The organism is Arthrobacter sp. CMU6 (assembly GCF_059090205.1).
The window spans coordinates 76,226-90,084 of the sequence record NZ_JBNHFL010000018.1 but is presented as its reverse complement, the minus strand read 5'-3'; the positions used below and the strand labels follow the sequence as shown (position 1 = coordinate 90,084).

The 13,859-nt window shown below is 67.9% G+C and carries 11 protein-coding genes; all 11 read right to left on the bottom strand.

What is annotated here, in order from left to right; all coding sequences use genetic code 11:
• Positions 1 to 37: 37 nt before the first annotated feature.
• Entirely contained in the window at positions 38 to 775 is a 738-nt protein-coding gene (locus AC5RWD_RS14050; protein WP_494020590.1) for a YggS family pyridoxal phosphate-dependent enzyme, read from the bottom strand.
• Entirely contained in the window at positions 768 to 1,529 is a 762-nt protein-coding gene (locus tag AC5RWD_RS14045; RefSeq protein ID WP_494020589.1) for a purine nucleoside phosphorylase YfiH/LACC1 family protein, read from the bottom strand. The genes AC5RWD_RS14050 and AC5RWD_RS14045 overlap by 8 nt, the downstream gene beginning before the upstream one ends.
• A 67-nt stretch (positions 1,530 to 1,596) precedes the next feature.
• Positions 1,597 to 2,826, bottom strand: coding sequence for a cell division protein FtsZ (ftsZ, locus tag AC5RWD_RS14040; RefSeq protein WP_494020588.1), 1,230 nt, complete (start codon positions 2,824 to 2,826; stop codon positions 1,597 to 1,599).
• A 189-nt stretch (positions 2,827 to 3,015) separates the two neighbouring features.
• Complete coding sequence (locus AC5RWD_RS14035) at positions 3,016 to 4,137, bottom strand: cell division protein FtsQ/DivIB (protein ID WP_494020587.1); 1,122 nt, start codon at positions 4,135 to 4,137, stop codon at positions 3,016 to 3,018.
• On the bottom strand, positions 4,130 to 5,509 hold the full coding sequence (gene murC / locus AC5RWD_RS14030; protein WP_494020586.1) for a UDP-N-acetylmuramate--L-alanine ligase: 1,380 nt from the start codon (positions 5,507 to 5,509) through the stop codon (positions 4,130 to 4,132). The genes AC5RWD_RS14035 and murC overlap by 8 nt, the downstream gene beginning before the upstream one ends.
• Complete coding sequence (gene murG, locus AC5RWD_RS14025; protein ID WP_494020585.1) at positions 5,506 to 6,606, bottom strand: undecaprenyldiphospho-muramoylpentapeptide beta-N-acetylglucosaminyltransferase; 1,101 nt, start codon at positions 6,604 to 6,606, stop codon at positions 5,506 to 5,508. Before murG ends, murC begins: the two co-directional genes overlap by 4 nt.
• A gap of 11 nt (positions 6,607 to 6,617) precedes the next feature.
• The gene (ftsW, locus tag AC5RWD_RS14020) at positions 6,618 to 7,949 is read right to left on the bottom strand and encodes a putative lipid II flippase FtsW (protein WP_494020584.1); all 1,332 of its coding nucleotides are present in this window, start codon (positions 7,947 to 7,949) and stop codon (positions 6,618 to 6,620) included.
• Between the two features lie 2 nt (positions 7,950 to 7,951).
• Positions 7,952 to 9,571, bottom strand: a complete 1,620-nt coding sequence (gene murD, locus AC5RWD_RS14015; RefSeq protein WP_494020583.1) for a UDP-N-acetylmuramoyl-L-alanine--D-glutamate ligase — start codon at positions 9,569 to 9,571, stop codon at positions 7,952 to 7,954.
• Positions 9,553 to 10,662, bottom strand: coding sequence for a phospho-N-acetylmuramoyl-pentapeptide-transferase (mraY, locus tag AC5RWD_RS14010; protein WP_314192588.1), 1,110 nt, complete (start codon positions 10,660 to 10,662; stop codon positions 9,553 to 9,555). The genes murD and mraY overlap by 19 nt, the downstream gene beginning before the upstream one ends.
• Entirely contained in the window at positions 10,659 to 12,128 is a 1,470-nt protein-coding gene (locus AC5RWD_RS14005) for a UDP-N-acetylmuramoyl-tripeptide--D-alanyl-D-alanine ligase (protein ID WP_494020582.1), read from the bottom strand. The genes mraY and AC5RWD_RS14005 overlap by 4 nt, the downstream gene beginning before the upstream one ends.
• Positions 12,129 to 12,134: 6 nt before the next feature.
• Positions 12,135 to 13,823 carry a UDP-N-acetylmuramoyl-L-alanyl-D-glutamate--2,6-diaminopimelate ligase gene (locus AC5RWD_RS14000; RefSeq protein ID WP_494020581.1) on the bottom strand — a complete coding sequence of 563 codons (1,689 nt, stop codon included), beginning with the start codon at positions 13,821 to 13,823 and terminating at the stop codon, positions 12,135 to 12,137.
• Between the last annotated feature and the right edge of the window lie 36 nt (positions 13,824 to 13,859).

The window sequence follows — 13,859 nt, the reverse complement described above, 5'->3', positions numbered from 1 at the left end:
TTGGAATCCCCGCCATTCACTTCCAATACGACAGACGCTACCGCACGGTCGGGCGGGAACCGAGAATATCTGAGCCAATTCGGAGGTGTGTCGCACCGAAACGGACAGCTGCTTCCAGGTCCTGGCTCATGCCGGCCGAAATCCCCGTAGCGCCGGGGAAATCCCGCTGCAGGCCTGTTGATATGCCCAGCAGTTTCTCAAAGGCCCGGTCGGGGTCCGCCCCGAGCGGCGCCACCGCCATGACACCTGCCAGGCGCAGGCCGCCAGCGGCCTCGAGCTGCTCCGCCAGGTGCGTCACCTCGGCGGGCGCCGCCCCGCCACGGTGGGCTCCGGCGTCATCTTCCAGGCTCACCTGGATGAAACAGTCCAGGTCGGCCCGGCCGGTGAGCTCCTGCTGGCCGGCCATGGCCCGCTCCAGGGCGGTTACGAGCTGGGAGCGGTCCACCGAGTGCACGGCAGACGCGTACCGGACCACCGTCTTGGACTTCTTGCTCTGGAGCTGGCCCACGAAATGCCAGGTGAGGTCCAGGGCCTCGAGTTCCTCGGCTTTCGCGGAGGCCTCCTGGTCCCGGTTCTCGCCGAAATCCTTCACGCCGAGCGCTGCCAGCCGGCGGACGTCGTCGGCCGGGTGGAACTTGCTGACCACAATCAGGCGCGGCGGGTTTTCGTGGCGGCCGGCCGCCGTGGCAGCGCGGTCGATGCGCTGCCGGACGGCGTCGAGTCGCTCCTGCAGCTGTACCGTCCGGGCATCCCCGGACGCCGGGCTTTCAGTCATGGGTCCACACCAGTCCGGCGAACCTGCCGGACCGGGAGTCGCGGCGGTGGGAAAACAAGGATTCGTTTTCAAGCGTGCAGGGCCCCCGGTACTCGATGGGAACGCCAAGGGCGTCAAGCTGGCTGGCGGCGCCGCCGGGCAGGTCGAGCGCCGGCGTTCCCCAAGTGGTGGTTGACCAAGCGGAAGGCAGGACGGCGGAGACCTCGTCCCGGAGCTCGGCGGGCACCTCATAGCACTTCCCGCAGACGGAAGGGCCCAACCAGGCCCGGATGTCCGTGGCGCCGGAGGCGCGCATCCGTTCCACCGCAGCCGGAATGACCCCGGAGAACAGGCCAGGGCGCCCGGCATGCACAGCAGCCAGCACGGGGCCGGAAGCCCCTGCACCCACGAGGACCAGCGGAATGCAGTCCGCCACCATCACGGCAAGCGGCTTGCCGAGGGACACCAGGGCGTCCGCAGTCGGCGCCTGCGGAGCACCTGCAGCCGGGTCAGCTTCAAAACCTGGACCCGACTCAGCGACAGCACCGGAATCAGCAACTACACCAGATTCAACAACAAGGGACACTTCGTTGCCGTGGACCTGGTTCATGTACTGGAACCTGCGTGGCGCGACGCCGGCGGCGTGCTCCAACTGGACCCGGCGGCGAAGTACCGCACCGGGGTCGTCACCCACGTGCAGGGCGATATTGCCGGCATTCGTGTCGGTGAACGCCACGGACACGCCAGGCTGCACTTCAGCACGCCACAAAAACAATCGGAACTCCGGCTAGCAGGGTCAGGAAACGGGTCAGCGGCCGGGCGGGGACCCGCCCGGCTGCCTCCTACTTCAGGAAATCGGGAACGTCCAGGTCGTCAGACCGGCTGCCGGTGAGGTCAGGCTCAACCACCGACGGAAGGTCGACGTCGAATCCGGAGTCGGCAGGGACAGCTGCCGGGCGCTGCTGCCCCCAGCTGCTGAGACCTGCACCGACACCGGCGTGCACGGGCTGGACGTGGACCTGCTGGCTGCCCGCGGACGGCTGGCTCTGCGGAGCGGCCGCCGGCACGGCAGGGCGCTGCGGCGCAACCTGCGGCTGCGACTGGTCCATGGACGGCGAGGTGGCTTTGACGTCGTCGAAGCCGGCCGCGATGACGGTGACGCGGGCCTCGTCGCCCAGGGCGTCGTCGATGACAGCACCGAAGATGATGTTGGCCTCGGGGTGGGCAACTTCCTGCACCAGGCGCGCAGCCTCGTTGATCTCGAACAGGCCGAGGTCGGAGCCGCCCTGGATGGACAGCAGGACGCCGTGGGCGCCGTCGATGCTGGCTTCCAGCAGCGGGGAGGCGATGGCAAGTTCGGCGGCCTTGACCGCGCGGTCCTCGCCGCGGGCGGAACCGATGCCCATCAGGGCCGAGCCTGCGCCCTGCATGACGGATTTCACGTCGGCGAAGTCAAGGTTGATCAGGCCGGGCGTGGTGATGAGGTCCGTGATGCCCTGGACACCGGACAGCAGGACCTGGTCAGCGGAGCGGAAGGCGTCCAGGACGGAGACGTTGCGGTCGCTGATGGACAGCAGGCGGTCGTTGGGGATCACGATGAGGGTGTCCACCTCGTCGCGGAGGGCGTCGATGCCCGCCTCGGCGGAGCCGGCACGGCGCCGGCCCTCGAAGGTGAACGGACGCGTGACAACGCCGATGGTCAAGGCGCCAAGGGAGCGCGCAATGCGGGCGACAACCGGCGCGCCGCCGGTTCCGGTGCCACCGCCTTCACCTGCGGTCACGAAGACCATGTCAGCACCGCGGAGGACTTCCTCGATCTCGTCGGCGTGGTCCTCGGCGGCCTGCTTGCCGACCTCCGGGTTGGCCCCGGCACCCAGCCCGCGCGTCAGTTCCCGTCCGACGTCGAGCTTGACGTCGGCATCGCTCATCAGCAGGGCCTGGGCATCGGTGTTAATAGCTATGAATTCGACACCGCGGAGACCCACCTCGATCATGCGGTTGACTGCGTTCACGCCACCGCCGCCGATGCCGACGACCTTGATGACGGCCAAGTAATTCTGCGGAGCTGCCACGTTACGTGTCCCTTGTTAGTGTCCTATTGCGAAATCTGATGGAGTCGAGCTTGAAGCCCTGAACCTTAACGTTCCAGTTGAAGGTTATAGTTATGTCAAGTAACTCACGTCTGTGACGCTATTTCCTATGCTGGCTACATTCAATAACCGCCACCGCGTGTCGTCCTAATCCCTGTGAAATACAGTGGCTCACCGCGTCACCGGGTGTCGCGGCACGCTCACATCGTAGGTATTGACCGGGTTCGCGGGATCGGCCGGCACTTTAAGCAGCGCCTCAAGCACCCGCGCCTTGAGCTCCTTCTCCCCCGAATTGCCCCAGATGACGGTCTGGCCGTCCAGCAGCTTCAGCTCCACCGCGTCCACGGACTTGGCGGAGGCGTTGGAGAGCTTGGCGAGCACATTGGCCGGAAGCGCGCCGAGGACTTCGGCCGTGGCCTGGAACAGGTCCTTGCCGATCGTTCCTGCGCCGCCGTCAATCACCGGCAGCTTCACGGAAGCCGCGTCTGCGGTGGTGCCCAGCCTCACGCCGTCGACGTCCACAAGCATGAATTCGTTGCCGCGCTTCACCAGGGCAACAGGCACGCGTTCCTGGACCTGCACCACGAGCACGGACGGCGGGTGGGCCTGGGTGGTGACGGATTTGATCTGGACGAGCGGCTTCAGCAGCGAGTTGACGTCCTCGTCGCTGACCTGTGGCAGCGGCGTGCCCAGCAGCGGTTTGAGCGCCGCCTGCACCTGGGCAGGTTTGAGGAGCTTGGTGCCGGTGACGCTCACGCTGTGGACAGCCAGCACCGGGGAATAGATGGCAGCAACGATCAGCCCCGCAACGAGGGCAGCAGTGACACACGCCGCAACGATGAGGTTGCGCCTTATGCGCCGGCCCCGCGGCTCGGGAAAGGCCAGCACATTGTCCGGCCCTGTTCTGTCCGGCCGTGTCTTGTCCGATCCTGTTTTGTCCGATCCTGCAGCCCGGGTCGCTGTGGCGCCCGGCTTGGCAGGTCCCCGGCCTTTCAGCCGTGGCCAGGGCGACTTCGCGGGCTTGTCCTGCCCCTTGCCCTTCGGCCTGCTGCCCTGTGCCGTCTCCTGCGCGTTACCCTCCGGGACACCTTTGGAGGCGGTGATCACGGCCGGCTGGCCGCCGTCGGACCGGGTGCCGGTGTTCACCTCGCGGTCGGGCCGGGTGCCGGTGTCCCGCCTGCCACCGTCGGACCGGGTGCCGTCGTCCCGGGCCGCGCCAGTGTCCCGGCCGGCACCACTGTCCCGCGCAGCGGGCTTGGCTGGACGGTAGGTGGGGCGCCGGGTGCTAGCCACCGAGGGACTCCACGATGAGCGGCCCGTAAGCGGTGACGTCCCCGGCGCCCGCAGTGAGGATGATGTCCCCCGGCTGGGCGGCTGCGGCCAGGGCGGCAACAGCCTCCTCGCCCGCCCCGACCAGGCTGCCGCCGGCACCGAGGTGCTCGGTGATGAGGGCGCTGGTTACGCCGGGGATGGGATCCTCGCGGGCCGGGTAGATGTCGAGCACCAGGGCAGTGTCCGCAGCATTGAGCGCGTCGGCGAACTCAGTGGCAAACTCCCGGGTCCGGGAGAACAGGTGCGGCTGGAAAAGGACATGCACCTTGTGGTCGCCTGCCACGGACCGGGCGGCCGCCAGGGCGGCGCGTACCTCCGTGGGGTGGTGGGCGTAGTCGTCGTAGACCCGCACGCCCCGGCCCTCCCCCTTGTATTCGAACCGCCGCGATGCGCCGGAGAAGCCCGCCAGGGCGGACGCGGCGGCCTGGGCGTCCACGCCGAGTTCCAGCGCCACCGCCATGGCGGCGACGGCGTTCAGCGCATTGTGCCGCCCTGGGACCTGCAAGGCCAGCGGGAACCGGCCCCCCGCCGTCGTGATGGCCACCCTGCCGGGGCCGCCGTCGTCGAGCTTGATGTCCGCCGCCTCGGAGGTGCCGTACAGGACAACACGGGTGTTGCCCCGCCCGCGGGTGCGCAGCGCCAGCGCATGCGCACCGGGGTCGTCCGCGCAGGCCACCAGCACGCCGTCGGCGGGCAGCAGTTCCGTGAACCGGTCGAAGGATTCGTACACCGCCTCAGCGGTGCCGTAGTGATCGAGGTGGTCCGGTTCCACATTGGTGACGACGGCGATCTGCGGACGGTAGTTCAGGAACGAACCGTCGGATTCATCCGCCTCGGCCACAAACACCTTGGAGCTGCCGTTTGCCGCGTTGACGCCGAGCGCCGGCACGTTGGCACCGATTGCGAACGACGGGTCCAGGCCTGCGCCCTGCAGCAGGACGGTGATCATGGACGTGGTGGTGGACTTCCCGTGGGTCCCGGCCACCGTCACCACGAGGTCCTCCCCCATGGTGGCTGCAAGGGCTTCGGAGCGGTGCAGCACGGGCAGGCCGGCGGCCCGGGCGGCCTCGAGTTCGGGGTTGTCGGCGCGGATGGCCGATCCGGCCACGACGGTCTGGGCGTCGCCGAGGTTGCCGGCACCGTAACCGACGCAGATCCGGGCGCCCGCCGCGGCGAGCTCCTTCATGACCGGCAGGTCCTTCGCGTCTGAACCGCTGACGGGAATCCCGCGCGCCACCATGATCCTGGCGACGGCGGACATGCCCACGCCCCCGATTCCGATGAAGTGCACGCGGCCCAGTGCTTCCTGGCTGGGTGCTGCATTGGTGGTCATTTGGATACCGCTTCCAGTACGAGGTCGGCCATGAGCTGGTCGGCATTTCGGATGCCGAGGTTCTCCGCATTGGCCGCCATCGCCTCGAGGCGGGAACGGTCGGTCAACAGCGGGATGAGGCTGGTGCGGACCCACTCGGGAGTGAAGTCCCGGTCCGCCACCAGCAGGGCGCCGCCCGCATCCACAAGTCCGCGGGCGTTCAGCGCCTGCTCGCCGTTGCCTATCGGCAGCGGCACGAAGACCGCGGGAACGCCGACGGCGGCGACCTCGCTGACGGTGGCCGCGCCGGAGCGGGCGAGCAGCAGGTCAGCCGCGGCGTACACGGTTTCCATGCCGTCAACGTACTCAAGCTGCCGGTAGCCGTCGGCGCTCAGCGCATTGCCGTCTGAATCCGTCACGGACTTGCCGCGGCCGGTGATGTGGATGGTCTGGACGCCGGCCCTGGACAGCGCTTCAAGTGACGCCGCCACGGTGCGGTTGATGCTCTGTGCCCCCGACGAGCCTCCGGTAACGATGAGCACCGGCCGCTCGGGCTCCAGGTCCAGGCTTTGCAGGGCCCCGCTCCGCGCCGTTGCCCTGACCAGGGCGGACACCTCCCGGCGCATGGGCATGCCCACGTGGCGGGCGTTGCGCAGCGGGGTGCCGGCAAAGGCCACGGCCACGTGCCGGCTCAACCGCGCTCCGACCCGGTTGGCCAGGCCCGGGCGGGTGTTGGCTTCGTGGATGACGATGGGGATCTTCCGCCGCCAGGCAGCGAGGTACATGGGCGTGCAGACGTAGCCGCCCACGCCCACGAGGACGTCCGCGCCGGCGTCGTCGAGGATGCGGCCGGCCTGGCGCACGGCGCCGGCGAGACGGCCCGGAAGGCGGAGCAGGTCTGCGGAGGGCTTCCGCGGGAACGGGACACGGTCGATGGTGGCCAGTTCGAGGCCGGCGGCCGGGACGAGCCTGGTTTCCATGCCGGCGGCTGTTCCGACAGCGAGCAGCCGTGCGCCGGGGCGGGCATCGCGGATGGCGGCGGCGATGGCCAGCAGCGGGTTGATATGGCCTGCTGTTCCGCCGCCGGCGAGGACCACGGACAATGACTCGGTTTTCATCAGGTGCTGGTTTACGCTTTCGTACGGGATTTCTTGCGCCCGGGCAACCGCCACGGGCCGAGCAGTTTGCGGGGCCGGATGTTGGGCGCCATCTGTTCGCGGGCCAGTGACAACACTACGCCGATCGCGCAGAGCGACATCAGCAGCGCCGAGCCGCCGTAGGAGATGAACGGCAGCGGAACGCCGATCACCGGCATCAGGCCGGTGACCACGGCCATGTTGACCGTTCCCTGGCCCAGCAGCCACACCATGATGGTTCCGGCCAGGACCCGGTGGAACAGGTCCTCCTGTGCCACCACCACGCGGTAGATGGCGGCGCCCAGGATGGCGAAGAGGACAAGTACGACGACGGTCCCCACCAGCCCGAGTTCCTCACCGATGATGGCGAAGATAAAGTCGTTGTGGGCCTCGGGGATCCAGCTGTATTTCTGCCGGCTCTGGCCGAGCCCGACGCCGAACCAGCCGCCCGACGCCAGCCCGTAGAGGCCGTTGGTGGACTGGTAGTTGGCGTCGATGCCGTCGCCGCAGCTCTGGCCGGTCCACCACGAGGTGATGCGGCAGACCCGGTTGGAGCTGGTCATGGCCATGAACGCGATGACGGCGCCGAGGCCCACGGCCGCGAAACCGAACAGGTACAGGCGCACGCCGGCGAAGAACAGGGCCGCGGCCGTGATAAGCATGATGATCATGCCGGTGCCGAGGTCGTTGCCGATCAGGACCAGTCCGATGATCCCCCCGGCTATGGGTACCACCGGGACCACGGCGTGTCCCCACTGGTGCAGCAGGGACGCCTTCTTGGCCAGCACGGTGGCCATCCACAGGGCCAGGGCAAGCTTGGCTGCCTCGGAGGGCTGCAGGGTGAAGACCCCGCCGATGTCGATCCAGTTCTTGTTGCCGTTGACGCTGGTGCCGATGACCAGCACGAGCCCCAGCAGGGCGTAGGCGATGATGATGCCGGGCCATGCGAGCCGCTTTAGCCACACCACGTTGATCCGCGAAAGCATGAACATGCAGAAGGTGCCGATACCGGCGAACAGCCCCTGTTTGAGGGCTGCGGTGTAGGGCGACTCGCCCGCAGCAATGGCCTCCACGCTGGACGCCGAGAGCACCATCATGATCCCGATGGCCGTTAGGGCCAGCGTGGTGCCCAGGATGAGGTAGTAGGTGGAGCCGTTGCGCGACTTGCCGTTTCCCTCGAGGGCGGACCAGAAGCGCCGGTACCACCGGAGCAGCCGGCCGCCCGTGGAAATCCTGGCTGCGGGAGTGGTCGATGCAGCACCCGGTCCGGCCTTCTCCCCCGCCCGCTGCCGGGCGGCCGCGGGACGTGTGGGTGTGCTGACCATTCTTACTCCTTGCCGGTCCGGGCCTCCCCTTCCACAAGCTCGCGGACCGCTGCAATGAAGGCGTCGCCACGATGAGCGTAGGAAGAGAACTGATCCATGGATGCAGCAGCCGGGGCCATCAGCACAGTGTCACCGGAGGCGGCGAGCTGTGCCGCCGATGCGACGGCCCGTGCCATCACTGCCTCCCCGGTTTCGGCTGAATCCGGTGCGGCGTCATGTCCGGTTCCGGCTGACTGCACAATTTCAGTGTGGCCTGCCGCCTGCCGGATGACGGGGACATCCGGTGCGTGTCGCTGCAGGGACTCCTCCAGCGATGCCGTGTCCTTGCCGATCAGTACCACGGCCTTCAGGCGGCGCGCGTGGTCACGGACCAGGTCATCGTAACTGACGCCCTTGGACAGTCCGCCGGCAATCCACACCACCGGGTCGAAGGCAGCCAGAGAGGCGGAGGCGGCGTGCGGGTTGGTTGCCTTGGAGTCGTTGATCCAGAGGACGCCGTTCTGCTTGGCGACCGGCTGGATGCGGTGGCTTCCGGGAATGTAGGCCTGCAGTCCCTCGCGCACGTGCTCCGGGCCGACACCGTAGGCCCGTACCAGGCCTGCGGCGGCCAGGGCGTTGGCCACCATGTGGCGGGGTGCCACCGGGCCCAGGTCCGCCATGGAAGCCAGTTCGACGGCGCTGTCCTTCCGTTCGGCGATGAAGGCCCGGTCCACGAGAAGGCCCTCCACAACGCCGAGCATACTGATGGCAGGCGTGAGGGTGGTGAAGGCCACCGCGCGGCAGCCTTCCACCACGTCCGCGTCCTCCACCATGCGTTCGGTTTCGATCTGCTCGTCGTTGTAGATGCAGGCCTTTTGCGTGTTTGCGTAGATCTTGGCCTTGTCGGCAAGGTAGGACTCGTAGGAGCCGTGCCAGTCAACGTGATCTTCGGCGACGTTGAGGCACACGCTGGCGACTGCCGAAACGGAATCGGACCAGTGCAGCTGGAAGCTGGACAGTTCCACCGCGAAGACGTCGTACTCCACCGGGTCACGCAGGGCATCGAGGATGGGCGTGCCGACGTTGCCCACCGCGATCGCCTTCAGACCTGCGGCACGCAGCATGGACTCGGTCAGGCCGACCGTCGTCGTTTTGCCGTTCGTACCGGTGATGGTGAGCCAGTCAGCTGTTTTCCGTCCTTCGCGGACGCGCAGGCGCCAGGCGAGTTCGACGTCGCCCCAGACCGGGATATGGGCGCGGGCGGCAGCAGCTAGCAAAGCCTGGTCCGGGCGCCAGCCAGGAGAGGTGACCACGAGCTCCGGTTTCTGGCCGTCGATCTTCGGCAGCTTGTGGACGGCGTCCTCCCCCAGGAGGACGTCGGCCGCACCCACGATCCGCAGCGTGTCCGCCTTGGCCTGGGCCGTTTCCGTAGTGGCGCCGTCAACCACCACTACGCGGGCACCGAGTTCGATCAGCGTGTCCGCGGCCGCGAAGCCCGAGACGCCGATTCCGGTGACCACGACGCGCAGCCCGGCCCAGTCGGAGTCCCAGCTGACCAGGTCCTTGAGCCTGGCCGGACCTGTTGCTGCGGTGCCTGGTGCTTCGGTGTGGGATGCGGAGCCGTTCACAGCAGGACCACCCATTCTGCGTAGAAGATGCCAAGACCCGCGGCGACGAACAGGCCGGCGAGGATCCAGAACCGGACCACCACGGTGACTTCCGCCCAGCCCTTGAGTTCGAAGTGGTGCTGCAGCGGCGCCATCTTGAAGAAGCGCTTGCCCTTGGTCACCTTGAAGTAGCCCACCTGGATGATGACGGAGAGCGTGATGAGGACGAACAGGCCGCCGATGAAGGCCAGCAGCAGTTCGGTGCGGGAGAGGATGGCGAACCCTGCGATGGCGCCGCCGATCGCGAGGGAACCGGTGTCACCCATGAAGATCTTGGCCGGTGACGTGTTCCACCACAGGAAGCCCACCAGCGCGGCGCTCATGATGGCCGCAAGGAGCGCCAGGTCCAGGGGATCCCGGACGGAATAGCAGCCGCTGCCGGCCTGGCGGGGAGAGCCGCAGGCCTGGTTGCTCTGCCAGATGCCCATCAGCGTGTAAGCGCCAAACACCATCACCGCAGCACCGGCGGCCAGGCCGTCAAGGCCGTCGGTGAGGTTGACGCCGTTCGTCGCCGCCGTGACGATCAGGTTCGACCACAGCACAAAGAGGATCGCACCCAGTACCGTGCCGCCGAATGCCAGGTCCAGCCACGGGATGTCACGGACCAGCGAGATTTTGGTGGACGCCGGCGTCAGGCCGTCGGCGTCCGGGAAGTAGAGGGCCATGACGGCGAAGATGATGCCGACGGCCGCCTGGAGGATGAGCTTGGCCTTGGCGTTCAAGCCCAGGCTGCGCTGCCGGGAAATCTTGATGAAGTCGTCGAGGAAGCCCACCAGACCCATCCCCACCATCAGGAACAGCAGGAGCAGCGCCGATGCGGACGGCCCGGCCGAACGCGGGTTCATGAGCCACATGATCAGGTGGGTCAGTCCATAGCTCAGCAGGACCGCGCCCACCACCACGGTGCCACCCATGGTGGGCGTGCCGCGTTTGGTGTGATGCGACGTCGGTCCGTCGTCGCGGATGAACTGGCCATAGCTCTTGCGGACCAACAGGCGGATGAACAGCGGTGTGCCCACCAGTGCCAGCAGCAGGGCCAGGCCAGCGCCGATCAGAAGTGCAATCACAGCAGCTCGCTCCCTTCATTGGCTGTGGGGGTGGCATGTGGGGGTAATGCTATCCGATCGCCCAAATGGCGCAGTCCCACGCTGTTCGAGGATTTGAAGAGCACGAGGTCGCCGGGCTCGAGCTGCTCCTGGAGCAGTTCGTACGCTTCGTCGACGGTCTCAGCGAAGACGCATTCATCCCCCCACGAGCCTTCCTGCACGGCGGAAACGTACAGCGAACGCGCTTCGCGGCCCACCACCAGGAGGCGGGAGATGTTCAGCCGCACCACCTGCGTTCCGACGGCGGTGTGCTCGCGGATGGAATCGTCACCCAGTTCCAGCATGGCGCCGAGCACGGCCCAGGTACGGCGGCCGCGGCCGAGGTCCGCGAGCGTGCGCAAGGCAGCCCGCATGGATTCCGGGTTGGCGTTGTACGCGTCGTTGATGACCGTGACGCCGTCGGGCCGTTCGGTCCGCTCCATGCGCCAGCGGCTGGCCGCGGACTGGGAGCTCAGTGATGCGCTGATCCGGTCTGCCGGTACGCCGGCCGCATGCGCGGCCGCTGCGGCGGCGAGGAGGTTCGCCACGTGGTGTTCGCCGATGAGTTTGCTGGTGACCCTGACCGTGGGCTCCCCCGGCACTTCGAGGTCGAACTCCGGGTTGCCCGAGGCGTTGGTGTCCAGGTTGGCGGCCCGGACGGCAGGAGCGTCGGGCTCGGCGTCCCGGGAGGAGAAGCCCAGAACAGTCGCCTGGGTCCGCGCGGCCATTGGAGCAACGCGAAAATCGTCGAGGTTCAGTACGGCGGTGCCGTCGACGGGCAGCGCCTCGGCGAGTTCGCCCTTGGCGGCCGCGATGTTCTCCACGCCGCCGAATTCCCCGGCGTGGGCTGTTCCCACGCCGAGCACCACGCCGATCTCGGGCCGGACCATCTCGGCCAGGTAGCGGATGTGTCCTATGCCGGTGGCGCCCATCTCGATGACCAGGTACCGGGTGTCAAACCCCGCCTGGAAGACGGTGAGGGGCACGCCGACCTCGCCGTTGTAGGAACCCTGGGGTGCTACGGTCGGCGCTTCAGCCGACAGGATGCCGGCGAGGAGGTCCTTGGTGGTGGTCTTGCCGGCGGAACCAGTGATGCCGATGACCGTCAGGTGCTCGCCGGCGGCCTCGCGGTGGTGCCGGATCCGCCGGACAGCCTCTGCCGCAAGGGCGCCCATGGCCAGCACCGCATCCTCGACCACGATCGACGGATAGTTCCGGCCGGCGTCGTCCTTGATCTCGCGTTCGGTGAGGGCCAGCAACGCGCCCCGGTCAAACGCCGCGCCCACGAAGCTGTGCCCGTCTGCGCTCTCGCCCGGTTTGGCGACATAGAGGGAGCCGGCAACGGCCTCCCGCGAGTCGGTGACCACGGATGCCGGGGTGACGCCGGGGTCGGCAAGCAGCCGGCCGTTGGTGATTTCGGCGATTTCCGCCGCAGTTAGTTCAATCATGTCGGTCTAGGACTCTATCCCGTCGTCTTGGAGAACGGTGAATCCTCGTGCCGTCAAGGCGTTCCGTAGTTCCACCCTGTCGTCGAGGGCAAGGTTCACTCCCTTGACCTCCTGCCACACTTCGTGCCCGCGCCCTGCAATGAGGATGGTGTCCTCCGGTGCCGCCAGGTTGACGGCCTCCCGGATGGCAGCTTCCCGCGGAAAAACCTCCATGATTTTGCAGTCGAGCTGCTCGGATTCCTTGGCGTCCGTGGCACCTACCAGCACCTCGGCGCGGATCGCGGCGGCGTCCTCGTCGTGGGGGTCGTCATCGCTGACGATCACGACGTCGGCCAGCCGCGCGGCGGTGGCGCCCATGGACGGGCGTTTGCCCTGGTCGCGCTGGCCCGTGGCGCCGAAGACCACGATCACCTTGGACGCGGGTTCCGGGGACCGGACGGCCTCCAGGGCGCGTGCCAGTGCATCGGTGTTGTGCGCGAAGTCGACGACGGCGGCCGGCCGGGTGGAGACGAGCTGCATGCGGCCCGGCACTGCCACCGTGAACGGATCTTTGGCATCGAGTGCTGCCTGCACGTCGGCGGGGTCTGCGCCGCCGGCCAGCACCATGGTCACGGCCAGTGCCGCGTTGGAGACATTGAAGGCCCCGGGCAGCCCGGTGTGCACACGCAGTTCCGTGCCGTTCCGGCCGCGGAGGGTAAATTCCGTGCCGAGGCCGCGGGGCTTGGGGTCGGTGACCGTCCAGTCGGCCCCTGCAGGTTGGGCCGCTGCCGAATTGGACACCGGGTCCGCTTCCGGCCCGCTGCCGGGCTGCAGGGTTCCCAGTGTGGTGACCGGAAGCCCAGTCTCGGCGGCAAGCCGCCGTCCCCACTCGTCGTCGACCGTCACGACGGCGGCCCGGGCTCGTTCGGCGGTGAACAGCTCCGCCTTGGTCCGGTAGTACTCCTCCATGGTGCCGTGCAGGTCCAGGTGGTCCTGGGTGAGGTTGGTGAACCCGACGACGTCGAAGACCACGCCGTCCACCCGGCGGAAGGACACCGCGTGTGAGGAGACTTCCATGGATGCGGCGTCCAGGCCGCGTTCCCGCATGAGGGCAAGGAGGGCGTGGACATCGGTGGATTCCGGCGTGGTCAGGAGGCTGGGAATCGGGTCCCCGCCGGCCAGGATTTCGATGGTGCCGATGAGTCCGGTCTTCTTGCCCAGCGCCTGCAGCAGGGCGTTGATGAAGTACGTGGTGGTGGTTTTTCCGTTCGTGCCCGTCACGCCGAACATCGAGGGGCCCGGGAGGTCAGCGTCCTGGCTCCGGTAGATCAGCCTGGACAGCCGGCCCACCACGCTGCGGGGCTCTGCCACCACCAGCACGGGCACGGCGATGTCCGACCCCAGGGCAAGAAGTTTTCCGCCGGCGTCATCCGTCAGCACCGCCACCGCACCGGACGCGATCGCCGTCGCCGCGAAGTCCGCGCCGTGCCGCGACGCCCCCGGCAGGGCAACGTACAGGTCCCCGCGTTCCACGGACCGGGAGTCGAGCGAGATGCCGGTGACCTGGATTGACTCGGAGGCCCCGGGCACGGTGACGCCCACTGACTGGCCGATGACACCCAGTTCGACGGCTGCGATGGCGGTGGGCCGGAAGCCGCTGCTGGATGCCTGCCCCTCCGGGGCGTCGGCAGTGCCGGGGTCATGGTGCTGTGACAACTGAATCTCCGTTGGTGCTAGTGGACCAACGGACAC